The organism is Bacillus sp. EB106-06-01-XG163 (genome assembly GCF_058791615.1).
The window spans coordinates 56,096-80,343 of the sequence record NZ_JBYTDS010000016.1; the positions used below are offsets into that span (position 1 = coordinate 56,096).

The 24,248-nt window shown below is 48.4% G+C and carries 20 protein-coding genes; 15 read left to right on the forward strand and 5 right to left on the reverse strand.

What is annotated here, in order from left to right:
* The 4 genes from purM to purD are packed head-to-tail and all read left to right on the forward strand — an operon-like array spanning position 1 to position 4,444.
* Entirely contained in the window at positions 1 to 1,041 is a 1,041-nt protein-coding gene (gene purM, locus AC3WTF_RS16785; protein WP_042634930.1) for a phosphoribosylformylglycinamidine cyclo-ligase, read from the forward strand.
* On the forward strand, positions 1,038 to 1,625 hold the full coding sequence (gene purN, locus AC3WTF_RS16790; RefSeq protein ID WP_007408902.1) for a phosphoribosylglycinamide formyltransferase: 588 nt from the start codon (positions 1,038 to 1,040) through the stop codon (positions 1,623 to 1,625). The genes purM and purN overlap by 4 nt, the downstream gene beginning before the upstream one ends.
* Positions 1,622 to 3,160: a bifunctional phosphoribosylaminoimidazolecarboxamide formyltransferase/IMP cyclohydrolase gene (gene purH / locus AC3WTF_RS16795; RefSeq protein WP_007408903.1), complete on the forward strand. Its 1,539-nt coding sequence runs from the start codon at positions 1,622 to 1,624 to the stop codon at positions 3,158 to 3,160. Before purN ends, purH begins: the two co-directional genes overlap by 4 nt.
* Positions 3,161 to 3,175: 15 nt before the next feature.
* Positions 3,176 to 4,444, forward strand: a complete 1,269-nt coding sequence (gene purD, locus AC3WTF_RS16800) for a phosphoribosylamine--glycine ligase (protein WP_061581507.1) — start codon at positions 3,176 to 3,178, stop codon at positions 4,442 to 4,444.
* 169 nt (positions 4,445 to 4,613) lie between these two features.
* On the opposite strand, the gene AC3WTF_RS16805 is transcribed toward purD, so the two are convergent.
* Positions 4,614 to 4,844: a YgaP family membrane protein gene (locus tag AC3WTF_RS16805; RefSeq protein ID WP_053104703.1), complete on the reverse strand. Its 231-nt coding sequence runs from the start codon at positions 4,842 to 4,844 to the stop codon at positions 4,614 to 4,616.
* A gap of 121 nt (positions 4,845 to 4,965) precedes the next feature.
* Between AC3WTF_RS16805 and AC3WTF_RS16810 the strand changes: the two genes are divergently transcribed.
* From AC3WTF_RS16810 to AC3WTF_RS16820, 3 genes are read left to right on the forward strand one after another with little or no spacing between them, the layout of a single operon-like run.
* Positions 4,966 to 6,708: an adenine deaminase gene (locus AC3WTF_RS16810; RefSeq protein ID WP_129003306.1), complete on the forward strand. Its 1,743-nt coding sequence runs from the start codon at positions 4,966 to 4,968 to the stop codon at positions 6,706 to 6,708.
* A gap of 24 nt (positions 6,709 to 6,732) precedes the next feature.
* Positions 6,733 to 7,728, forward strand: a complete 996-nt coding sequence (locus tag AC3WTF_RS16815; RefSeq protein ID WP_017419031.1) for a DUF3048 domain-containing protein — start codon at positions 6,733 to 6,735, stop codon at positions 7,726 to 7,728.
* A 2-nt stretch (positions 7,729 to 7,730) separates the two neighbouring features.
* Positions 7,731 to 8,042 carry a YerC/YecD family TrpR-related protein gene (locus AC3WTF_RS16820; RefSeq protein ID WP_003155745.1) on the forward strand — a complete coding sequence of 104 codons (312 nt, stop codon included), beginning with the start codon at positions 7,731 to 7,733 and terminating at the stop codon, positions 8,040 to 8,042.
* Positions 8,043 to 8,077: 35 nt separating this feature from the next.
* Here AC3WTF_RS16820 and AC3WTF_RS16825 read toward each other — a convergent pair whose 3' ends face one another.
* Complete coding sequence (locus AC3WTF_RS16825; protein ID WP_012117004.1) at positions 8,078 to 9,652, reverse strand: FMN-binding glutamate synthase family protein; 1,575 nt, start codon at positions 9,650 to 9,652, stop codon at positions 8,078 to 8,080.
* 195 nt (positions 9,653 to 9,847) lie between these two features.
* Between AC3WTF_RS16825 and pcrB the strand changes: the two genes are divergently transcribed.
* From pcrB to AC3WTF_RS16850, 5 genes are all read left to right on the forward strand, one after another.
* Positions 9,848 to 10,537, forward strand: coding sequence for a heptaprenylglyceryl phosphate synthase (gene pcrB / locus AC3WTF_RS16830; protein ID WP_003155740.1), 690 nt, complete (start codon positions 9,848 to 9,850; stop codon positions 10,535 to 10,537).
* 57 nt (positions 10,538 to 10,594) lie between these two features.
* Entirely contained in the window at positions 10,595 to 12,814 is a 2,220-nt protein-coding gene (gene pcrA / locus AC3WTF_RS16835; protein WP_020955453.1) for a DNA helicase PcrA, read from the forward strand.
* A gap of 24 nt (positions 12,815 to 12,838) precedes the next feature.
* Entirely contained in the window at positions 12,839 to 14,845 is a 2,007-nt protein-coding gene (gene ligA / locus AC3WTF_RS16840; protein ID WP_017419034.1) for an NAD-dependent DNA ligase LigA, read from the forward strand.
* Between the two features lie 15 nt (positions 14,846 to 14,860).
* Complete coding sequence (locus AC3WTF_RS16845) at positions 14,861 to 16,057, forward strand: CamS family sex pheromone protein (RefSeq protein ID WP_007408912.1); 1,197 nt, start codon at positions 14,861 to 14,863, stop codon at positions 16,055 to 16,057.
* Positions 16,058 to 16,293: 236 nt separating this feature from the next.
* On the forward strand, positions 16,294 to 17,289 hold the full coding sequence (locus AC3WTF_RS16850) for a phosphotransferase enzyme family protein (protein ID WP_039062736.1): 996 nt from the start codon (positions 16,294 to 16,296) through the stop codon (positions 17,287 to 17,289).
* A gap of 37 nt (positions 17,290 to 17,326) precedes the next feature.
* On the opposite strand, the gene AC3WTF_RS16855 is transcribed toward AC3WTF_RS16850, so the two are convergent.
* Positions 17,327 to 17,959 (reverse strand): MgtC/SapB family protein, encoded by a 633-nt coding sequence (locus tag AC3WTF_RS16855; protein ID WP_492314315.1) that lies wholly within the window; start codon positions 17,957 to 17,959, stop codon positions 17,327 to 17,329.
* 179 nt (positions 17,960 to 18,138) lie between these two features.
* Complete coding sequence (putP, locus tag AC3WTF_RS16860) at positions 18,139 to 19,617, reverse strand: sodium/proline symporter PutP (protein ID WP_007408914.1); 1,479 nt, start codon at positions 19,615 to 19,617, stop codon at positions 18,139 to 18,141.
* 421 nt (positions 19,618 to 20,038) lie between these two features.
* Between putP and gatC the strand changes: the two genes are divergently transcribed.
* Genes gatC through gatB form a run of 3 tightly spaced genes read left to right on the forward strand, consistent with a single transcriptional unit; the run spans position 20,039 to position 23,245 of the window.
* Positions 20,039 to 20,329: an Asp-tRNA(Asn)/Glu-tRNA(Gln) amidotransferase subunit GatC gene (gene gatC / locus AC3WTF_RS16865; protein WP_003155732.1), complete on the forward strand. Its 291-nt coding sequence runs from the start codon at positions 20,039 to 20,041 to the stop codon at positions 20,327 to 20,329.
* A gap of 14 nt (positions 20,330 to 20,343) precedes the next feature.
* Positions 20,344 to 21,801: an Asp-tRNA(Asn)/Glu-tRNA(Gln) amidotransferase subunit GatA gene (gene gatA / locus AC3WTF_RS16870; RefSeq protein ID WP_007408915.1), complete on the forward strand. Its 1,458-nt coding sequence runs from the start codon at positions 20,344 to 20,346 to the stop codon at positions 21,799 to 21,801.
* Positions 21,802 to 21,814: 13 nt separating this feature from the next.
* On the forward strand, positions 21,815 to 23,245 hold the full coding sequence (gatB, locus tag AC3WTF_RS16875; protein WP_003155730.1) for an Asp-tRNA(Asn)/Glu-tRNA(Gln) amidotransferase subunit GatB: 1,431 nt from the start codon (positions 21,815 to 21,817) through the stop codon (positions 23,243 to 23,245).
* Positions 23,246 to 23,309: 64 nt separating this feature from the next.
* Here the strand turns inward: gatB and AC3WTF_RS16880 are convergent, their stop codons facing one another.
* Positions 23,310 to 24,158 (reverse strand): TetR/AcrR family transcriptional regulator, encoded by an 849-nt coding sequence (locus AC3WTF_RS16880; protein WP_020955458.1) that lies wholly within the window; start codon positions 24,156 to 24,158, stop codon positions 23,310 to 23,312.
* Between the last annotated feature and the right edge of the window lie 90 nt (positions 24,159 to 24,248).

The following is a 24,248-nucleotide window of genomic DNA, read 5'->3' on the forward strand; positions in this document are numbered from 1 at the left end:
ATGTCTGATGCTTATAAAAATGCCGGAGTTGACATCGAAGCCGGGTATGAAGCCGTCAAACGAATGAAAAAACACGTGGAGCGCACGAAAAGGCTCGGCGTTATGGGAAGCCTGGGCGGTTTTGGCGGAATGTTTGATCTGTCAGAGCTTCCGTATCAAAAGCCTGTTTTAATTTCCGGAACAGACGGTGTCGGCACCAAGCTGAAACTCGCATTTTCAATGGATAAGCATGACACGATCGGCGTCGATGCGGTCGCGATGTGTGTAAACGATGTGCTTGCCCAAGGAGCGGAGCCGCTGTTTTTCCTTGATTATTTAGCGGTCGGCAAGGCCGATCCGGTAAAAATTGAGCAGATCGTTCAGGGCGTGGCGGACGGATGCGAGCAGTCAGGATCAGCGCTTATCGGCGGTGAGACGGCGGAAATGCCGGGGCTGTATACGGCTGATGAATACGATATTGCGGGCTTTTCAGTCGGCGTCGCGGAAAAAGATGAAATCGTCACCGGTGAACATATCGAAGAGGGACATCTCTTAATCGGACTTACTTCAAGCGGCCTTCACAGCAACGGGTTTTCCCTTGTGAGAAAAGTGCTTCTTGATGACGGCGGACTTGATTTGGATACTGTCTATGAACCGTTTGCGCGTCCTCTCGGAGAAGAATTGCTGGAACCGACGAGAATATATGTGAAGCCGGTGCTCAAGGCGGTGAAAAGCGGTAAGGTGGACGGCATGGCGCATGTGACAGGCGGAGGATTCATCGAGAACATTCCGCGGATGCTGCCGGACGGATTGAGCGCGGAAATTGATCACGGATCATGGCCGATCCCGCCGATTTTTCCGTTTCTGCAGGAGCACGGCAAGCTGAAAGAAGAAGAAATGTTCAATGTCTTTAATATGGGCATCGGTTTTGTCCTTGCCGTTAAAGAAGAGGACTTGACAGAGGTTATCGACATGCTTGAAGCTCAGGGCGAGAAGGCTTATTTGATCGGCCGGGTCAAGCGGGGCGAAGGCATTTCTTTCGGCGGTGCGGCTCTTTCATGAAAAAGTTTGCGGTATTTGCTTCAGGAAACGGATCGAACTTCGAGGCCATTGCCAAACGCATGAGAGAAGAGAAGTGGGATGCGGAGCTCTCGCTTCTCGTAACGGATAAGCCTCAGGCAAAGGCGGTGGAAAGGGCGGAGGCTTTACACATTCCGTCATTCGCCTTTGAACCGTCATCTTTTGAAAACAAAGCGGCCTTTGAACGGGCCGTTATTGAACAGCTGCGCCTGCACGGGGCGGAATTAATCGTTCTCGCCGGCTATATGAGACTGATTGGAGATACGCTGCTTGAAGCATACGGGGGCCGCATTATTAATATACACCCCTCGCTTCTTCCGGCATTCCCTGGGATTGACGCTGTCGGACAGGCGTATCGGGCCGGTGTGAAAGTGGCGGGCATTACCGTTCATTACGTCGACGAAGGCATGGACACCGGACCGATTATCGCGCAAAAAGCATTCGAAATACAGGAAAACGATACGCTTGAAGACATAGAGCATACAATACACGAGCTTGAGCACAAATGGTATCCGAGCGTTGTGAAACAGCTGCTGGGACTAAATAACAGAGGTGAAAAGGCATGACAATCAAACGCGCACTAATCAGTGTTTCTGATAAAACAAATCTCGTACCTTTCGTAAAGGAACTGACAGAGCTCGGCGTCGAAGTCATTTCGACCGGAGGAACAAAAAAACTTCTTCAGGAAAACGGTGTGGATGTCATCGGCATTTCAGAAGTGACCGGATTTCCTGAAATTATGGACGGACGGTTAAAAACGCTCCATCCTAATATTCACGGCGGACTGCTTGCCGTAAGAGACAATGAAGAGCATATGGCGCAGATCAATGAGCATGGCATTGCCCCCATTGACCTTGTGGTCGTCAACCTTTACCCGTTTAAAGAAACGATTTCGAAAGAAGACGTAACATACGATGAAGCGATAGAAAACATTGATATCGGCGGTCCCGGCATGCTGCGCGCCGCATCGAAAAACCATCAGGATGTGACGGTCATCACAGATCCGGCCGATTACAGCTCCGTGCTCAATGAGATTAAAGAACACGGCGGCGTTTCGCTTAAAAGAAAACGCGAGCTTGCGGCCAAAGTATTCCGCCATACCGCGGCATACGACGCATTAATCGCTGATTACTTAACACGCGAGGCCGGTGAGAAAGACCCTGAGCAATTCACCGTTACATTTGAGAAAAAACAATCGCTCCGCTATGGTGAAAACCCTCACCAAGAGGCTGTTTTCTATCAAAGCGCACTTCCCGTCTCCGGTTCCATCGCGGCGGCAAAACAGCTTCACGGCAAAGAGCTTTCTTACAACAATATTAAGGACGCAGATGCGGCCGTTCAAATCGTCCGGGAATTTACAGAACCCGCAGCTGTTGCCGTTAAACATATGAACCCGTGCGGAGTCGGTACGGGAGCTTCAATTGAGGAAGCATTCAATAAAGCGTATGAAGCTGATAAAACCTCCATTTTCGGCGGCATCATCGCGCTGAACCGTGAAGTTGATCAGGCAACGGCTGAAGCCCTTCACGGCATCTTTTTAGAAATCATTATCGCCCCTTCTTTCAGTGAAGAAGCGCTGAACGTACTGACGGCGAAGAAAAACCTTCGTCTGCTCACTCTTGAAGTGTCCGCATCAGGGAAGAAAGAAAAACAGCTGACATCCGTACAGGGCGGTCTTTTGATTCAAGATTTAGACGTCCATGGATTTGATGACGCCGACATCAGCATCCCGACAAAAAGAGAGCCGAGCGAGCAGGAATGGGAAGATTTGAAGCTGGCCTGGAAAGTCGTCAAACATGTGAAATCCAACGCGATCGTTCTTGCAAAAGACCATATGACGGTCGGTGTGGGAGCGGGGCAGATGAATCGCGTCGGTTCAGCTAAAATCGCCATTGAGCAGGCCGGAGAAAAAGCAAAAGGCAGCGCGCTCGGATCAGACGCGTTTTTCCCGATGCCGGATACAGTCGAAGAAGCCGCAAAAGCCGGTGTCACGGCGATTATCCAGCCCGGCGGATCGGTCCGCGATGAAGATTCGATTAAAAAAGCGGATGAATACGGCATCGCCATGGTATTCACCGGTATCAGACATTTCAAACATTAAGAGGGGGAACGAAGCGTGAATGTATTGATTATCGGAAAAGGCGGCAGAGAGCATACATTGGCTTGGAAAGCGGCGCAAAGCCCGCTTGTTGACACGGTGTACGCCGCGCCCGGAAATGACGGTATGGCAGACTGCGCGACGCTGGTCAACATTGAAGAAAGCGATCATGCCGCACTCATTGCGTTTGCGAAAGAACATCGTGTCGGGCTGACGATTATCGGCCCCGAAGTTCCTCTGATTGAAGGGATAGCCGACGAGTTTGAAAAAGCCGGACTGCTTGTTTTCGGACCGTCTGAAAAAGCGGCAATCATTGAAGGGAGCAAACAGTTTGCCAAGGATTTAATGAAAAAATACGGCATTCCGACGGGGGAGTATGAGACGTTTACTTCATTTGAAGAGGCGAAAGCATATGTGCAGCAAAAAGGTGCTCCGATTGTCATTAAAGCGGACGGGCTTGCCGCCGGAAAAGGTGTCACGGTCGCGATGACGGAAGAAGAAGCGATTGAATGCCTGCACGATTTTCTTGAGGATGAGAAATTCGGGGAGGCGAGCGCATCTGTTGTCATTGAAGAGTTCCTCGCCGGCGAAGAATTTTCTTTAATGGCGTTTGTAAAAGGGGAGACCGTCTATCCGATGGTAATCGCTCAAGATCATAAACGCGCCTTCGATGGAGACAAAGGGCCGAATACGGGCGGAATGGGAGCCTACTCACCGGTGCCGCACATTTCCGATGATATCGTCAGAAGCGCAGTCGAAACGATTGTGAAGCCGGCGGCAAAAGCAATGGTCAAAGAGGGGCGTTCCTTCACGGGCGTGCTGTACGCGGGGCTGATTCTGACGGAAAACGGATCAAAAGTCATTGAATTCAACGCGCGTTTCGGAGATCCGGAAACACAGGTTGTCGTGCCGAGAATGGAATCTGACCTCATTCAGGTGCTTTTGGATCTTCTGCATGAGAAGGATGTTGACCTAAGGTGGAAGGATACGGCCGCTGTCAGCGTTGTGCTGGCTTCTGAAGGCTATCCGGAAGGCTATGCGAAAGGCACTCCGATCGGCAGTTTGACGTCCGCTGAAGACGGGATCGCTGTTTTTCATGCCGGAACGAAAAAAGACGGCGGACAATTTGTTACAAACAGCGGCCGGGTCGCCAATGTCACGGCATTTGCTGAGACATTTGAAGCGGCGAGAGATAAAGTGTACAGCGCCGTTTCAGGGCTGACAAAACCCGGACTGTTTTACAGAAGCGACATCGGCGCCCGTGCGCTGAAAGCATCGCAGCGATAAAGAGGAAAACCCCGCGTCATATCAGATGCGGGTTTTCTTCTGAAAAGACGACTAAGACTGTCGGCTTGCCGTGTGACACGCAGTCATCGATGAAGTCCTCCGGCGTATAGACGGATTCTTCTCAGACTCGCGGGACAGGAGAAATTAAATAACAAGCCGAAACGGCTTGTTATTTTTCTTGCTGATGGCTGTCATCCTGATTCATTCCGGTTTGGAACATATATGTCACCGGACAGAAGCGGAGGATGCCGGACGCCGCTTTCATCGCACCCATCATCATACAGAAGAGATGCATCTTGTACCAAGGTTTTCTCGTGTATTTTGCTGAAGCAGCAGACAAAATGGTGAGGCCGCAAGTGATGCGCAGAACGGCATTTAATAAACTGATATTCGGTTTCATCATCTCAGCTCCCTTAGAAAAAGTTTTTCATTCATCTTCAATAATTTGTAACGTTTTAGCCGTGCGATAATTGTGCGGATGTGATACGATGGGTCTAATATAAGCGAAGGAGAGTATGTGAATGTCCGAACGTACCTTTAACTGGAAAAATAAAGACATCAGATCACAGGCGGATGTTGTAGACTCAAAGCTGCTTCCAACGCTACTTTTACGGGATGCTCTCGTATTAAATCCTTTTTTAAAACAATGGCTGAAAAAGAATGTCTGGATTTACGGAGACCGAATTGTATATGTTGGTGATGAGCTTCCTGATGCAGCAGAGCACATTCATACCATAAATTGTGAAGGAAAATACATTGTGCCAGGTTACATTGAACCGCATACACATCCTTTTCAAATATATAATCCCCAAACGCTCGCCGAATATGTGTCTCAATTCGGAACAACGACGTTTGTTAATGATAACTTGTTTTTTCTTTTGCACAGCGGTAAAAAGAAAGCGCTTACTATATTGGAGGAACTGAAAAAACAGCCGGTGCAATATTTCTGGTGGTCCAGATATGATCTGCAGACTGAAGTGCTGAATGAGGATCAGCTTCTTTCTTTTGATGTCCGAAAGCAATGGATTGAGCACCCGGATGTCATTCAAGGCGGAGAATTGACCGGATGGCCGCGCCTCATGGACGGCGATGACCTGATGCTTCATTGCATGCAGGCGACAAAAAAACTGCGCAAGCGGATAGAAGGGCATTTTCCCGGAGCCTCTGAAAAAACACTGACGAAGATGAAACTGTTCGGGGCTGATTCCGACCACGAGGCGATGAATGGCGGCGAGGTGATGAGACGGCTTGAATTGGGCTACTATGTTTCGCTCAGACATTCATCCATCCGCCCTGATTTGAGAACGATTTTGCAGGATCTCCATCAAAAAGGCTTCCGGCATTATGATCATTTCTTTTACACGACGGATGGAGCAACGCCGCATTTTTATAAAGGCGGCATGACGAATGAATTAATCAAAATCGCTTTGGAGGAAGGAGTTCCGGCGATCGATGCCTATAATATGGCCTCCTTTAATATCGCGAAGTATTATCAGATGGACGACTTTCTCGGTGTGGTCGGTCCGGGCCGGCTTGCTTCATTGAATATTCTTGATGACCCGATGAATCCGGACCCGGTCACGGTGATCTCCAAAGGCATCCTGCTGAGGGAAGACGGCCGAAATATGAATGCGTTTACAGAAGCGGATTGGAAAAAGGGCGGTCTTGTCCCTCTTGAGCTTTCATATGATATGACGATGGATGATTTACAGTTTTCAATGCCGATGGGTGTGATAATGCGCAACGCGGTCATTATGGAGCCGTATATGATTGCGATTGATAATTCTGTTGACCAGCTTTCTTTTGATCATGATGAATGCTATCTCACGCTTCTCGATAAGCATGGAAAATGGCGGGTCAATACAATGCTGAAAGGTTTTGCCGATCGGGTGCAGGGTTTTGTCAGTTCCTACACGACAACCGGAGATATTATCGCTGCCGGAAAAAATAAGGAAGATATCCTGCTCGCTTTCTCACGGATGAAAGAAATCGGCGGCGGAATCGTGCTTGCCGAAAACGGGAAGATTCTTCATGAGATTCCCCTCGCCTTAAACGGTTCTGCATCCGCGGAGAAGTATGAAGAAGTGCTTGAGAAAGAGCAAAAACTGAGGATGTTGCTGGAGGAGCGGGGCTACCGATTCTGCGATCCGATCTATACGCTGCTCTTTTTGCAGAGCACACACCTGCCTTATATCCGCATTACGCCGAGAGGAATATTCGACGTGATGAAAAAAACTGTACTCTTTCCATCGATAATGCGTTAAAATATAAAAGCAGGGAGCCGACATATGAAAAGATGGAAAACCGTTTGTATGCTTTGTTTTGCGTTTTTGCTGCTTGCCGCCTGCCGGCAGAACAATGCCGATCAGGTGCAGCCGAAAGAAGCGGAAGCTCCTTTAACGGGGCTGAAAACTGAGCAGAAGCTTGCAGAACGCCGTCCGATTGCAGTCGCAGTGAACAATCATCCGAAGGCGAGGCCCCAATCCGGGCTGTCAAAGGCGGATGTTGTCATCGAAGCGCTCGCGGAGGGCCGGATTACGCGGTTTCTCGCGATTTTTCAAAGTGAGATGCCGGAAACGGTCGGGCCTGTGCGGAGCGCGAGGGAATATTTTGTCACGCTCAGCAGCGGGTTTAACAGCATATTTGTCCATCATGGCTGGAGTCCCGGCGCAAAAAAGCAGCTGGAGTCCGGAGCTTACGATTATATAAACGGTTTGGATTTTGACGGAAGCCTGTTTTGGAGAGCCGATTTCAGCAAGCCGCCCCACAATTCCTACACGTCGTATGACAATATCAGGAAGGCGGCGGAACAAAAAGGATACAAGCTGAACGGAAAAACAGAACCGCTCCCATTTCAGACATCAGATGCAAAACCAGGAAATGAAACCTACAATATTCGGATAGATTATGGAACACAAAACATTACAAATCTTGTCGAATACGATTATGATAAAAAAGCTGATGCTTATACAAGAAGCTCTGATGGTGTGAAAGCGACAGACCGGGAGACCGGAAAGCCTTTAGCCATGCACAACATTTTTATTGTTGAAGCCGGCCATCGCATGACAGACAAAGATGGAAGGCGGGCCATCGATATTCAGTCAGGGGGGAAGGGCCTCCTGCTTCAGCACGGCGATGTTATGGAGTCAGACTGGGAATATAAAGACGGCCGTATTCTGCCCGTAAAAGGCGGTGAGATTCTTCCGTTTGTGCCAGGAAAGACATGGATTAATATCGTGCCTGATCTCGATGCAGCTTCCATTAGTAAAGGAGAAGGTGTTTGACGATGCAAATCGATAAATTACGCGGAAAAGAACTGGACCAGTTATTTTTATCTATTTTATCGCTGAAAGATCTGGAGGAATGCTATCGTTTCTTTGACGATCTTTGTACGATTAATGAAATCCAATCGCTGGCGCAGCGTTTGGAAGTGGCGAGAATGCTCCGCGAAGGAAATACGTATCACAAAATAGAAAGCGAAACGGGTGCTTCCACAGCGACGATTTCCCGGGTGAAGAGATGCTTAAATTACGGTAACGACGCCTATGAAATGGCGCTTGACCGTGTAAACAAAGGAGAATCCTCCTCAGCTACGTAAAAAACCGCTCTGCCGATGACGGCAGGCGGTTTTTTTTATGCGTGCTGATTCAAAAGGCCGGGAAGTTCCCTCAGGCTTCCGTCTTCCTCCCGGTATACGATGTGTTCAGCTGAGAAATGAATCGGCGAGCTGATGCCCGCCGCCGCGGCGAGGTGAAACAGCCCTTCACGCAACGAGAGCACGTAGTTGCAGACGCGGTGCTGTTTATCCTCGATACTGAGCGCGCGCTGAAGTTTTGGGTCGGTTGTCGCCACTCCGACAGGACAATGATTGGTGTGGCATACTTGAGCGCGGATACAGCCGACTGAAAACATCATTCCCCGGGCAATATTGACAAAATCCGCGCCTAACGCGAGGGCAACGGCAATCTTATCCGGAGTGAGCAGCTTTCCGGATGCGAAAATTTTCAGCTTATCTCTTATCCCGTATGTCTTCAAAAGGCCGTCAACAAGGGGAAGGCCGGTCAGAATCGGCAGGCCGACGGAATCCGCCAGCTCATGGAAAGAAGCTCCCGTTCCCCCTTCACTGCCGTCAATCGTAATAAAGTCGGGAAGTTTGCCTGATGAACTCATACAGGAAATAAGGTCTTCAAGGTCTTTGCGGCTGCCCGGGACAATTTTGATACCGACCGGTTTTTCGCCGACAGTCCTTAATTTCTCAATGAAATCAAGCATGTCCGGAACATTTGAGAACTCGTTGAAGCGGTTTGGGCTGTCAATGGATTGTCCGGGCTGCACATTTCTGATGGCGGCAATTTCTTCGGTCACCTTTGAACCGTCAATATGCCCGCCTCTTGCTTTTGCCCCTTGCGCAAGCTTTAATTCAAAGGCTTTAATCTGCTCGAGGCGGCTTTTTTTCTTAAATTCTTCCCATGAAAATTCTCCATCTTCAGTGCGCACGCCGAACAGCCCGGGGCCGATTTGGCAGATAATATCCGCGCCGCCTTTCAGGTGATACTCAGACAGGCCGCCTTCGCCTGTATTCATCCATGTGCCGCCGGCCTGGTGCAGCCCTTTTGACAGGGCGGTGATTGCCCGGTCGCCAAGTGAGCCGTAGCTCATCGCTGATTGTCCGATTAACCCTTTCACATAAAACGGCTTCTTGCATGTGTCGCGGCCGATCACTTGCACATCGTCCGGATGCAGGTAATAAGGGTCCGCTTTTGCTTTTTCGCGGTGTTCGCTGCGTTTCAGCAGGTTGTCTTTGTCAATCTTGTATACCATCGTGTCGATCTTCGGCGTCTGATCTGCGCGCAGCTCCTCCCTTTGTTTCGGGAAGAGGGCGTTACGGATATAATAGCCCGGCTGATTGAAATCCCGTTCTGAGCCGAAGCCCATCATTCTGCTCTTATACTTTCCCGACATGACCGTCTGTTCATATTCTCTCCGGGAAAACGGCTGTTCTTCGTTATCATTGCTGAATAAATACTGCCGCAGCTCAGGTCCGATTTTTTCAAATATATAGCGCAGTTTTCCCGCTACGGGATAATTGCGCAGCACTGAATGTTCTTCCTGCTTTTCGTCTCTTATGTATATCCAGAGAAACAATGCGGCGGGAACTAAAATAATAAAAATCAATATACAAATCAGTACGATAATGGCTTGTTCCATTGAGATCAGACTCCTTGTCTTTTTTCTCTTTGACATTCCACATATTGTCTGTTTTCAAACATAGCCGTTTCCCGTCCGGCGGAGCGCAATCTTTTTTTGTGAATCAGGTGAATGACGTCTTTTTCCGTTTTTCCGGGCCAAACGAATTTGTTATAATGTTTAAATGGCAAGAAACGAATGGAGGAACGAAAACGCATGTACGATGTTAACGAGTGGAAGCATGTTTTTAAACTCGATCCGAATAAAGATTTACCGGATGAACAGCTGGAACGGCTTTGTGAATCAGGGACTGACGCCATTGTGATCGGAGGAAGCGACAATATCACCGAGGACAATGTGCTGAGACTGATGTCAAAGGTGCGGCGGTTTTTAGTGCCGTGCGTACTTGAGGTGTCGACGATTGATTCCATTGTGCCCGGGTTTGATCTTTATTTCATTCCGAGTGTGCTCAACAGCAAAAAGGCGGACTGGATTGTCGGCATGCATCATCAGGCGATGAAAGAATACGGAGAGCTCATGTCAATGGAGGAAATCGTGACGGAGGGCTACTGCATCGTCAACCCTGATTGTAAGGCGGCCGCTTTGACGGAGGCGGATACACATATAGAAACAGAAGATATTCTCGCCTATGCGCGGGTCGCGGAACATTTGCTTCATCTCCCGATTTTTTATCTGGAATACAGCGGGATGCTGGCGGACATAGAAACGGTGGAGAAAACGAAGGCTGTGCTGGACAAGTCCGTCCTGTTTTACGGAGGCGGTATTAAAGACGCGGAAACGGCGGAACGGTTCGGCCGTCATGCCGATGTCATCGTTGTCGGAAATGCCGTATATGAAGATTTTGATCAGGCGCTTAAAACGGTGGCGGCTGTAAAGACAAAGTAGCCAAGCGGACGAAATTGATTTATGATAGAACATATGTTTGATAGGCGGTGAACGGATATGAATTACATTAGCAATCAATTATTAAGCGGATTAAATCCCGTTCAGCAGGAAGCGGTCAAGACGACGGACGGTCCGCTGCTTCTGATGGCGGGCGCGGGAAGCGGAAAAACACGTGTGCTGACGCACAGAATCGCATACTTAATGGCGGAAAAACACGTGGCGCCATGGAACATTCTGGCGATTACATTTACAAATAAAGCCGCCAGAGAAATGAAGGAGCGGGTAGAGAGCATTCTCGGACCCGGCGCGGATGAAATCTGGATATCCACCTTCCACAGCATGTGCGTGCGGATTCTGCGCAGGGATATTGACAGAATCGGCATCAACCGAAATTTCTCCATTCTTGATACGGCTGATCAGCTTTCCGTTATTAAAGGGATTCTGAAAGAGCGGAATATCGATCCGAAAAAGTTTGATCCGAGAAGTATTTTAGGCTCCATCAGCAGCGCAAAAAACGAGCTGATCGAACCTGAGGAATTCGCAAAATCGGCCGGCGGCTACTACGATCAGGTCACGAGTGACGTGTATACCGATTATCAGAAAAAACTGCTGAAAAACCAATCGCTTGATTTTGATGATTTAATCATGACGACGATTAAGCTTTTCGAGCGTGTGCCGGAAGTGCTTGAGTTTTATCAGCGCAAATTCCAGTACATTCACGTAGACGAGTATCAGGATACGAACAGGGCGCAATACCTGCTTGTGAAGCAGCTTGCGGCCCGTCTTGAAAATATCTGCGTCGTCGGTGACTCCGACCAGTCCATTTACAGATGGCGCGGGGCGGATATCGCGAATATCCTTTCCTTTGAAAAAGATTATCCGAGCGCAAACGTGATTCTGCTCGAGCAAAACTACCGCTCAACAAAGCGGATTCTGCAGGCGGCTAACGAAGTGATCAAAAACAACTCAAACCGCAAGCCGAAAAACCTGTGGACGGAAAATGACGAAGGCATCAAGCTTTCTTATTACAGCGGCGACAATGAATTCGGCGAAGGCCAATTCGTCGCGGGCAAAATTTACGAGCTGCACAGCTCGGGCCGGCGGAAGCTTTCCGATATCGCGATTTTATACCGGACAAACGCCCAGTCGCGCGTCATTGAGGAAACCCTTTTAAAATCCGGACTGAACTACAATATCGTCGGCGGAACCAAGTTCTACGACAGGAAAGAAATTAAAGACATTCTCGCATACCTGCGCCTTGTGTCAAACCCGGACGACGACATCAGTTTTACGCGGATCGTCAATGTGCCGAAGCGGGGCGTCGGCGCCACTTCGCTAGAAAAAATCGCTTCATATGCGGCGATGAACGGAATGTCAATGTTCCAGGCGATCAAACAGGTTGATTTCATCGGCGTCAGCGCGAAAGCGGCAAACGCGCTTGACGGCTTTGGCGCGATGATTGAAAATCTGACGAACATGCAGGATTACCTGTCCATTACGGAACTCACGGAAGAAATTCTCGAGAAAACGGAATACAGAGAAATGCTGAAGGCCGAAAAATCAATCGAAGCCCAAAGCCGTCTTGAAAATATCGACGAGTTTCTTTCCGTGACGAAAAACTTCGAACAAAAAAGCGAAGACAAGTCTCTCGTCGCGTTTCTGACTGATTTGGCGCTGATTGCGGATATTGACCAGCTCGACCAGAAGGAAGAGGAATCAGGCGGAAAGGATGCCGTCACTTTAATGACACTGCACGCCGCTAAGGGGCTTGAATTTCCTGTCGTGTTCTTAATGGGCATGGAAGAAGGCGTGTTCCCGCACAGCCGCTCCCTGATGGAAGAAGCCGAGATGGAAGAAGAACGCAGGCTCGCATATGTAGGCATTACGAGGGCGGAAGAAGAACTGTATTTAACGAATGCCAAAATGCGCACCTTATTCGGCCGCACCAATATGAATCCGGAATCCCGCTTTATCAGGGAAATACCTGGCGATTTATTGGAGAACCTAAATGAGAAGAAAACACCTCGCATGCAGCCGGGAAGAAAAGTGCAGCCGAAACGCGGGCCCGTATCCCGTCCCGTTTCCTATGCGAACAAAACAGGCGGCGACTCGCTCAGCTGGGCGGTCGGCGATAAAGCGGGCCATAAAAAATGGGGCACCGGAACGGTTGTCAGCGTAAAAGGAGAAGGCGAAAGCACCGAGCTTGATATCGCATTCCCGAGCCCAGTCGGCGTGAAGCGTCTGCTTGCCGCTTTTGCGCCGATTGAAAAGCAGTAACCTGAAGAGGAAAGGAAGAACATGATGGACAAAGAAACAGCGAAACACCGGGCAGAAGAATTGCGCCGCACCATCGATCAGTACAGTTATGAATATTACACCTTAGATGAACCGAGCGTGCCGGATTCCGAGTACGACAGACTGATGCAGGAGCTGATTGCCATAGAGGAAGAGCACCCGGAACTCAGAACGCCTGATTCGCCCACACAGCGGGTCGGGGGAGCGGTGCTTGAATCGTTTCAAAAGGTGCAGCACGGCACGCCGATGCTCAGTCTCGGCAACGCATTTAACGATGATGATCTCCGCGATTTTGACCGCCGCGTCCGTCAGGCTGTCGGTGACGGCGTCGCTTATAATGTGGAGCTGAAAATAGACGGTCTTGCTGTTTCTCTCCGTTATGAAGACGGCTATTTCGTCAGAGGCGCGACAAGAGGAGACGGAACGACGGGCGAAGATATCACGGAAAACTTAAAAACGATCCGCAACATTCCGCTGAAAATGAAACGGAATCTTTCCATAGAAGTGCGCGGAGAGGCGTACATGCCGAAACAGTCATTTGAAGCGCTCAATGAAGAAAGGCTGAAACATGAAGAGGAGCCGTTCGCCAATCCCCGGAACGCGGCTGCGGGCTCACTCAGACAGCTCGATCCGAAAATTGCAGCGAAACGAAATCTTGACATCTTCGTCTACAGTATAGCGGAGCTTGACGAGATGGGTGTGGAAACACAGAGTCAGGGCCTGGATTTTCTGGATGAGCTCGGTTTTAAAACAAACCAGGAACGGAAAAAATGCGCCACGATAGATGAAGTCATTGAAATGATCGAAGAGCTGCAGGCGAAGCGGGCCGATCTCCCGTATGAAATTGACGGAATCGTCATCAAAGTCGATTCGCTCGACCAGCAGGAAGAGCTCGGGTATACGGCAAAAAGCCCGCGCTGGGCGATTGCTTATAAATTCCCGGCGGAAGAGGTCGTGACAAAACTTCTCGATATCGAACTGAATGTCGGAAGAACGGGCGTCATTACGCCGACCGCCGTTCTGGAACCGGTAAAAGTCGCGGGAACGACGGTCTCAAGAGCATCCCTTCATAACGAAGATTTAATTAAAGAGAAGGATATCCGCATTCTCGATAAAGTGGTCGTCAAAAAAGCGGGCGACATCATCCCTGAGGTCGTCAATGTCTTAATCGAACAGCGGACCGGGGAAGAAAAAGAATTCAATATGCCGACCAGCTGCCCTGAGTGCGAAAGCGAACTTGTCCGCATTGAAGGAGAAGTCGCGCTGCGCTGCATCAATCCGGAATGTCCGGCGCAGATCAGAGAAGGCCTGATTCACTTTGTCTCACGCAACGCGATGAATATTGACGGACTCGGAGAACGTGTCATCACACAGCTTTTCCGTGAACATCTCGTCCGTAATGTCGCTGATTTGTATAAGCTGACGAAAGAGCAGGTCATCCGGCTTGAGCGGATGGGGGAAAAATCAACTGACAATCTGATCAGCTCCATCCAAAAGTCGAAAGAGAATTCGCTGGAACGCCTGCTGTTCGGTCTCGGCATCCGTTTTATCGGCTCAAAAGCGGCCAAAACACTCGCCATGCATTTTGAAAGCCTGGAAAATCTGAAACAAGCTACGGAAGAAGAGCTGCTTGCGGTGGATGAAATCGGCGAAAAGATGGCCGATGCCGTTATCACCTATTTCCGCAAAGAAGAAATGCTTGAGCTATTGAATGAACTTGAGGAACTCGGTGTGAACACACTCTACAAAGGCCCGAAAAAAGTAAAAGCGGAGGACAGCGACTCTTATTTTGCCGGCAAAACCATCGTGTTAACCGGAAAGCTTGAAGAGCTGTCCAGAAATGAAGCCAAGGCGCAGATTGAAGCGCTCGGCGGAAAGCTGACGGGATCTGTCAGCAAAAAAACAGACTTGCTGATTGCCGGAGAAGCAGCCGGAAGCAAGCTGACAAAAGCGCAGGAATTAAACATTGAAGTATGGAATGAAGCACAGCTATTGGGAGAGCTAAAGAAATAAGAGGAGTGTTTTCTATTGAAAAAGATGTTGGCATTGGCGGCGACGGCAACGGCGGCAGTACTCATGCTGTCGGCCTGTTCGCCGAGTTTCGGGGGGAACAAAGAGGAAGAGATCACGCAGAAAACGGCAAAGTCTTCTGAAAAAGCGATCATACCGAAATATAATATCTCTGATTCCTACTATAAAATGGTGCTTCCGTTTAAGGCCGGAAAAGCGCGCGGCCTGACCGCGGACCGGCTGAACACGAGGCTGGACATCGATGAATTCGAGACGGGTCTGATGCGGCTCGCTCAAGACACGTTCCCGACGGATGACTATTTGTATCAGGAAGGCCAGTATTTAGATGAGGACACGGTACTCAGCTGGCTTGACCGCAAAAAAGAAGGCAGTGATCTGAAAAAGGCGAAAAAGGCAGATTCCAATTTTCAGAATCTCGGCTTAAACCCCGTGCTGCCAAGCTCGGGATCGGCAAAAGAGAAAAATGAAAACAGCCCGATTTACTTAGCGTCCATGCTTGAGCAGGATTACTTAGTAAGAAAAGATAAAAATTCCATCCAGCTTGGCGGTATCATGATCGGTCTCGCTCTCAACTCTGTATACTATTACCGTGAAAACACAGGTGATCCGCAGCAGGAAGTGGAGCTCAGTGACAAAACGATCCGCAGCCACGGTGAAGAAATCGCCCAGGAAGTCGTTAACCGCCTTCGGAAAATGGATAACCTGAAAAATGTGCCGATTACCGTCGCCCTTTATAAACAAGCGCCGAAAACATCAATCGTACCGGGGAATTACATTGCAAAAACAGAAGTCAAAGCCGGCTCATCCACCATTTCAAACTGGGATGATGTCAAAGAAAAGTACGTCTTCTATCCGGCGGATACAGACACGGCAAAGAAATACCCTGATGATTCCGAAGTATTTAAACGCTTCAAAAACGCCATCGACAGCTACTTCCCGAATTACACCGGAGTCGTCGGAACGGCAATGTACGAAAACGATGAAATGAGAAAAATGAAGATTGAAATCCCGATGCAATTTTACGGGAAAAGCGAAGTCATCGCCTTCACCCAATACTTAACAGGTGAGCTGATGGATTATTATTCAAAAGGCTCAGTTGATGTCGAAATTAACATTACCTCGTCTGACGGGCAGGAAGCGTTGATCGTCCGCAATGCGGGTGACAAAGAACCGACCGTCCATATTTACGATTAACCAAGATGCCCTTGTTCATTTCTGTATGAGCAAGGGTTTTTTTATTGTGATATCGTTGGAGCGAGGAATGAGGTATGTTAAGATATTTGTATAATCAGGAATTAACAGGAAAACACATTTCATTTCTAAGCGGATGTTACTAATCTGCTGTGAAAAAAGAAGGGCAGGAATGTTGATGAATGACATTTGCTGAGTACACACACCGCCTACAAACGTTATGAAAAGGGTGAATCAGCATGCATAAAGATATTAAAGCGATTTTTGAGGAAGATAAGGTGCTCGCTGAAGCAGGTGAAATATACGGCTTTACCAAGTTTCAATTTATCGCGGACGCAGAGAACTACGTATATGAAATTGTAAAAGATAACGAACCTTATATTTTAAAAATTACGCATACGATCAGAAGAACACCGGAATATATTCTCGGAGAAATGGAATGGCTTCATCATCTGGCAAAGGGAGGGCTTTCAGCAGCAAAGCCGATTCCTTCATTAAATGGCAAAGATGTCGAAGAAGTGCCGGATGGAAAAGGCGGAGCGTTTTTAGTAAGAGTCTATGAAAAAGCGCCCGGACGCAAAGTGGAGGAATCAGACTGGAACGGAACTCTGTTTTACGAGCTTGGAAAGTACACGGGGAACATGCACCGGCTGACGAAAAGCTACCGTCTGAGCGATCCGACATATAAAAGGCAGGAATGGGATGAAGAGGAGCAGCTGAAGCTGAGAAAATACGTGCCCGCAGATCAGCATCTCGTATTTGAGCGGGCGGATGCTCTAATGGAAAAACTGCGCCGTTTGCCGAAGAACCCTGAAAACTACGGCCTTGTGCACGCCGATCTGCACCACGGCAATTTCAATTGGGACAACGGAAAAATCACTGCATTTGATTTTGATGATATCGGCTACAATTGGTTTGTGAATGATATCAGTATTCTGCTGTACAACATGTTGTGGTATCCGGTCATCCCGTATGAAGACAAGGCCGCGTTTACGGGTGAATTCATGACTCACTTTATGAAAGGCTACAGGGAAGAAAATGACCTTGATCCCGCCTGGCTTGAACACATCCCGGATTTCCTCCGGCTGCGCCATATGCTGATCTACGGATTATTGCATCAGGCGTTTGACCTCAATTCACTCGGGGACGAGGAACTTGAGATGCTGAAAACCTTCAGGCGCGATATCGAAAATGAAACCCCGATTACGGAGTATAACTTTTCTGCATTCGTATAAATAGAAAAACGCCGGCTGAATCCAGCCCGGCGTTTTTTTATAGCGTATCACACTTCACTCCGACGACACCTTGAATTTCTTTAATATCATAATAGACGTCAGTGGTGTAGCGGTTTTTATGAACACTGACTTTCACTTCCATAATCGGAAATTCTATTTCGCCCAGATCATCAATCCGGACGGAGTGAATGCGGAGCTGTTTGCTTTTCATTTCCTTTAAAATCTCGGTCATTTTGTCTTTATCGGAAAGAGACATTCTCACGCGGATATCTTTTTCCTTCAAGCGGTTGGGACCGATTTTTCTGATCAGCCACGGAAGAAATTCGACGCTGATCAGGATAAACAAGAGGCTTGCGAACGCCTCTTTATAAAAGCCGGCGCCTGTAGCCAGACCGAGCCCGGCTGCGCCCCAGATGATGGCCGATGTCGTCAGGCCGGATATGACGTCATTGCTTTTACGCAGGATCACGCCCGCGCCGATAAAACCGACGCCGGAAATGATTTGGGCGGGAAGGCGGAGCGGATCCATCATGATTCGGTAATATTTTGGGAAATGATATGCCGCATTAATGCTGACGATCGTCAGCATACAGGAGCTGACGGCGATGACGATACAGGTTTTCAGTCCGAGCGGTTTGTTTTTCAGCTCGCGTTCAAGACCGATGATCATGCCGATCAGCGTGGCAATGCCCAGCTTTAATAAAATGTCTGGTTCGATAGGCCAGCTCAATTTGCACAGCACCTCCGCAATTTTCTTATAATAAATTGATATGATTTTCTCACAGTATTTATAGCAGGACAAGTGCGGAAGAAAAAAGCCGTCAGGGATAAAATCTGACGGCTTTTTGTCTATTTCTTGTTTTTCAAAAGAGCTTCCATCCGGCTGAACAGCTGATAAGAAGCATCGGCCGGTTTTTTGGTCAGCAGGCTGACGGCAATACCGGCAATCAGACTGAGGAAGAACCCCGGAATGATTTCGTATACGCCGGTTGAAGCGGCAAGCCCTGTCGTGATCCAGATTAAAACGGCCGCAGCCCCGGTAATCATCGCCGCAAGCGCTCCCCATTCATTCATCCGTTTCCAGTACAGACTGAGCAAGAGCGCCGGGCCGATAGCCGAACCGAAGCCTGCCCACGCATATCCGACCAGATCAAGAATGGTGCTGTTCGGATTCATGGAAAGCAAAATGGCGATAACGGCCACGATCAATACCGACAGGCGTCCGGTCATGACCAATTCTTTATCGCTCGCTTCCCGTCTGAAAAAGGCGCGGTATAAATCTTCCGTAATGGCGCTTGCCGTTACGAGAAGCTGTGAGGAAATGGAACTCATGATCGCCGCTAAAATCGCGGACAGCAAGAAGCCCGTAATCAGCGGATGGAACAAGATTTTAGAAAAAATAATGAAAATCGTTTCCGGATCTTTTACGGAGACTCCGAAGTGATGAGAATACGCAACCCCGATAATCCCGGTAAGCAATGAACCGACAACTGAAATAACCATCCAGCTCATCCCGATTCTGCGGGCGGGTTTTAAATCTTTCACTTCTTTAATCGCCATAAATCGTACGATGATATGAGGCTGGCCGTAATAGCCGAGTCCCCATGCCAAATAAGAAATAATGCTAATGACGCTCGCGCCTTTAAAGATATCCAATAGTTTCGGGTTAACGGCGTTGATCGAATCAATCGTCGTTGAAACGCTCCCGAGCTGGGTAAAAGCAACGATCGGCACAAGCACTAATGCCGCAAACATGATCGCTCCCTGTACAAAGTCAGTCAGACTGACAGCGAGGAAACCGCCAAACAGCGTGTAAAGCACAACAACACCGGCCGTTAAAAACAAACCGAATTTGTAGTCGGCGCCGAATGCCGATTCAAATAACCTGCCTCCGGATACCATCCCGGACGATGTGTACAGTGTGAAAAAGATCATAATAATCACGGCGGAAACAATTTTCAGCAATGATGACGAGTGGCGGAACCGTTTATCGAAAAAATCGGGAATCGTAATCGCATCATCCGCAACTTCCGTGTAAGCGCGCAGCCTCGGAGCAAGCAGCAGATAATTTGAATACGCGCCGATCGTCAAACCGAGCGCCAGCCATAAGGTCGATAACCCCGTTGCGAACATTGCGCCGGGAACTCCCATCAGCATCCATGCGCTCATATCGGCCGCACCTGCGGACAGCGCCGTTACGAACGGGCCAAGTCCTCTTCCGCCCAGCATGTAATCATTAATATTCGTTGTCTTCCTGAATGCGTACCAGCCGATTAACAGCATGGCAGCAAAGTAAATGCCAAGAGATATAATTAATTCAATACTCACGTTTTTGGACCCTCTCTTCTTTCATGTAAATGTTGCATCACCTCTGTAGATTAGTAGTGCCGGAATATGCGCCGGCGATCCAGCCTTTAGTCATCATTCCATGCGGATCGCATGATTTAGTGCTGGCTATGGTTACTAAACCTAACAAAGTATCCCCGATCAATCAACTCTCGAAACCTGGCCCGCTCAAGGAAAAAATCCCCGCCAACATAGAACAGCTTAGAGATGAAAACGCTACCAATAAATTATAAAAGTAAAAATTTTCTGACATATAATTCATTTCTCTTTCTCCCCGATTTAGGATAAAATAGAGAGGGTTTCATCATGCCTCAGAAGGCGGCGTTTTGTTGCTTTAGAGGGCTCGTTTTTGATATGATCAGTATTATATGACGAAACGGAGAATTATGCGGAGGTGGATCTTATGTCACGAATTTCTATAGAAGAAGTAAAGCATGTCGCTCATTTGGCGAGACTCGCCATTACGGATGAAGAAGCTGAAATGTTTACAGAACAGCTTGACAGCATCATCTCGTTTGCCGAGGAGCTTAATGAAGTGGACACGGATAACGTGGAACCGACAACACACGTGCTGAAAATGAAAAACGTAATGAGAGAAGATGAAGCGGGTAAAGGCCTTCCGGTCGAGGATGTCATGAAAAATGCTCCCGATCATAAAGACGGCTATGTCCGTGTGCCATCTATTCTGGATTAAAGGAGGGAGACAGTATGTCATTATTTGATCACAAAATCACAGAACTGAAACAAATGATACATAAAAAAGAAATCAAGATTTCCGATCTTGTTGATGAATCTTACAAACGGATCGCATCCGTGGATGATAAGGTGCAGGCGTTTTTACAGCTTGATGAAGAAAGAGCCCGCGCTTACGCGAAAGAACTTGACGAAGCGGTTGACGGACGGTCTGAACACGGTCTTCTCTTCGGAATGCCGATCGGCGTCAAGGACAACATCGTGACCAAAGGGCTTCGCACAACATGCTCAAGCAAAATCCTCGAAAACTTCGATCCGATTTACGATGCGACGGTTGTGGAGCGCCTTCAAGCCGCTGAAGCCGTAACGATCGGAAAGCTGAATATGGACGAGTTCGCGATGGGTTCTTCTACTGAAAACTCCGCGTACAAAGCGACGAAAAACCCTTGGAATCTCGATACGGTTCCCGGCGGATCAAGCGGCGGTTCCGCAGCTGCGGTTGCCGCGGGCGAAGTCCCGTTTTCACTCGGATCTGATACGGGCGGCTCCATCCGCCAGCCGGCTTCTTTCTGCGGCGTCGTCGGATTAAAGCCTACATACGGACGTGTGTCGCGTTACGGTTTGGTCGCTTTTGCGTCTTCACTGGACCAGATCGGGCCGATCACAAGAACCGTAGAAGATAACGCATTCCTTCTTCAGGCGATTTCAGGCCCGGACAAAATGGACTCTACGAGCGCCAATGTCGAAGTGCCGGACTTTCTTTCTTCATTAACTGGCGATATTAAAGGCTTGAAAATCGCCGTACCGAAAGAATATCTCGGAGAAGGCGTCGGCAAAGAAGCGAAAGAATCGGTTTTAGCCGCTTTAAAAGTGCTTGAAGACCTCGGAGCGACATGGGAAGAAGTATCTCTGCCGCACAGCAAATACGCGCTTGCGACGTATTATCTGCTGTCTTCTTCCGAAGCGTCTGCAAACCTTGCGCGCTTTGACGGCATCCGCTACGGCTACCGCTCAGACAATGCGGACAACCTGATCGACCTTTATAAACAGACACGCTCTGAAGGCTTCGGCAACGAAGTGAAGCGCCGCATCATGCTCGGCACCTTCGCGCTCAGCTCCGGCTACTATGACGCGTATTACAAAAAAGCGCAAAAAGTGCGCACGCTTATTAAAAAAGATTTTGAAGACGTATTTGAGAAATACGATGTCATCGTCGGACCGACAACGCCGACACCGGCATTCAAAATCGGCGAAAAAACCAGCGATCCGCTCACAATGTACGCCAACGATATTTTAACGATCCCTGTCAACCTCGCGGGTGTGCCGGGAATCAGCGTGCCGTGCGGATTTGCGGACGGACTGCCGCTCGGACTGCAAATCATCGGAAAACACTTCGATGAAGGCACTGTATACCGCGTCGCTCATGCTTTTGAGCAGGCAACAGATCATCATAAAGCGAAACCTGAACTGTAAGGGGTGAAATGAAGTGAACTTTGAAACGGTAATCGGACTTGAAGTCCATGTGGAATTAAAAACAAAATCTAAAATTTTCTCAAGCTCACCGACGCCATTCGGCGCGGAAGCGAATACCCAAACGAGCGTCATCGACCTCGGCTATCCCGGCGTTCTGCCCGTTTTGAACAAAGAAGCGGTCGAATTCGCGATGAAAGCCGCAATGGCTTTAAACTGCGAAATCGCAACGGATACGAAGTTTGACCGGAAAAACTATTTCTACCCGGACAACCCGAAGGCATATCAAATTTCTCAGTTTGACAAGCCGATCGGCGAAAACGGCTGGATCGAAATCGAAGTCGGCGGAAAAACGAAAAAAATCGGCATCACCCGTCTTCACCTTGAAGAAGATGCGGGAAAACTGACGCATACGGGCGACGGCTATTCCCTCGTTGACTTCAACCGCCAGGGCACGCCGCTTGTCGAGATTGTATCTGAGCCGGATATCCGCACACCGGAGGAAGCTTACGCATATCTCGAAAAGCTGAAATCAATTATCCAATACACAGGTGTTTCCGACTGTAAAATGGAAGAAGGTTCACTGCGCTGTGACGCCAACATTTCCCTCCGTCCGATCGGCCAGGAGAAATTCGGCACAAAAACGGAGCTGAAAAACCTGAACTCCTTTGCGTTCGTGCAAAAAGGACTTGAGCATGAAGAAAAACGCCAAGAGCAGGTGCTTCTGTCAGGCGGAGTCATTCAGCAGGAGACGCGCCGCTACGATGAAGCGACGAAAAAAACCATTTTGATGCGTGTCAAAGAAGGTTCTGACGACTATCGTTATTTCCCTGAGCCTGACCTTGTCGAGCTCTACATTGATGACGAATGGAAAGAACGCGTAAGAGCAACCATTCCTGAGCTTCCGGACGAGCGCCGCAAGCGTTATATCGAAGAGCTCGGCCTGCCTGCTTATGACGCAATGGTTCTGACTCTGACGAAAGAAATGGCTGATTTCTTCGAAGAAACGGTCAATAAAGGCGCAGAAGCCAAGCAGGCATCAAACTGGCTGATGGGTGAAGTCTCAGCTTACCTGAACGCCGAACAAAAAGAGCTTGAGGATGTCGCGCTGACTCCTGAAGGCCTTGCCGGCATGATTAAGCTGATTGAAAAAGGAACCATCTCGTCCAAAATCGCGAAGAAAGTCTTTAAAGAATTAATTGAAAAAGGCGGCGACGCAGAAAAAATCGTCAAAGAAAAAGGCCTCGTCCAGATTTCTGACGAAAGCGTGCTTCTGAAGCTGGTAACAGATGCGCTTGACAGCAACCCGCAGTCAATTGAAGACTTCAAAAACGGAAAAGACCGCGCGATCGGCTTCCTTGTCGGGCAGATTATGAAAGCCTCAAAAGGACAGGCCAACCCGCCGATGGTCAACAAGATCTTACTTGAAGAAATCAAAAAACGATAAAAAAAAGCAGCCGCCTCTAAGGGCGCTGCTGACTCGGAGACCGGTAAGCGCCGGTCTCTTTTTTTTATAAGCTGAAATAGGTTTCAATGGAAGCCCGCAGCGTTTCAATCTGTTCATTTCCGCTGCCTGCCAAGTTGGACAGCATTCCTTTAATAATAGGTTTTCGCGGCTCTTCCTTTGCGCATTCCTCTTCAATGACTTCAAGCGATACGAGGACGTCCTCAGGGAGCCCTTGCTGTGCTTTTATCTTTTGAATATCCGCAAGCAGTCTTTCTCTGTCCGCCGCGGGCTGTGTGAAGATATCCTCAGGCAGCAGCGGATCGGGGTTGTCTTTTATCAGTCCCGTAATCAGGTCATCGATTCTGGCAATCAGAAAGGCCGCCACGTTTTCCGTCCGGAATGCCGTATGTTCATTAAAAATCAAGAAATGAATATAGGAGCTCACAATTCCTTGCGCTATAATGGACGCATCCGCTAAAAACGGTGTGACGGCATCTCCGTAAACGGAGAGCAACGCATCCCGATACAGCATGTTAAATTGAATATTGGCCTCATGAAAATACTGTTTGACCTTTTGATTTTCAGGAATGACCTTTTCGCTCAGCAAGAGGATGATAAAGTCCTTGTGTTCCATAAATTCCTGGAATTGATATGCGATTTGTTTTCGGAATACGTCCTTAGGCGGTTTATGCTGATGTTCTGTTTTGATTTTCTTTATTTCTTCCATAGACATGCCGATGTAATACTCACATGCTGACAGCAAAAGGTCTTCTTTTGATTTGAAATGGAGATAGAAGGCCCCTTTTGAAATTCCGCATTCGCCGGCGATTTCCTGAATGGTTGTTGAAGAAAACCCTTTTTTGGCAAATAAATGGATGCCTGTTTTTATGATTTTCTCTTTTTTTTCGTTCATGACGTGCTTCCCCTTAATCCTGAAAAATTTAGAAAAATTTACTGCCTTATTAGTTGACGATGTTGAGTTATACCGTTTAGTATTATATAG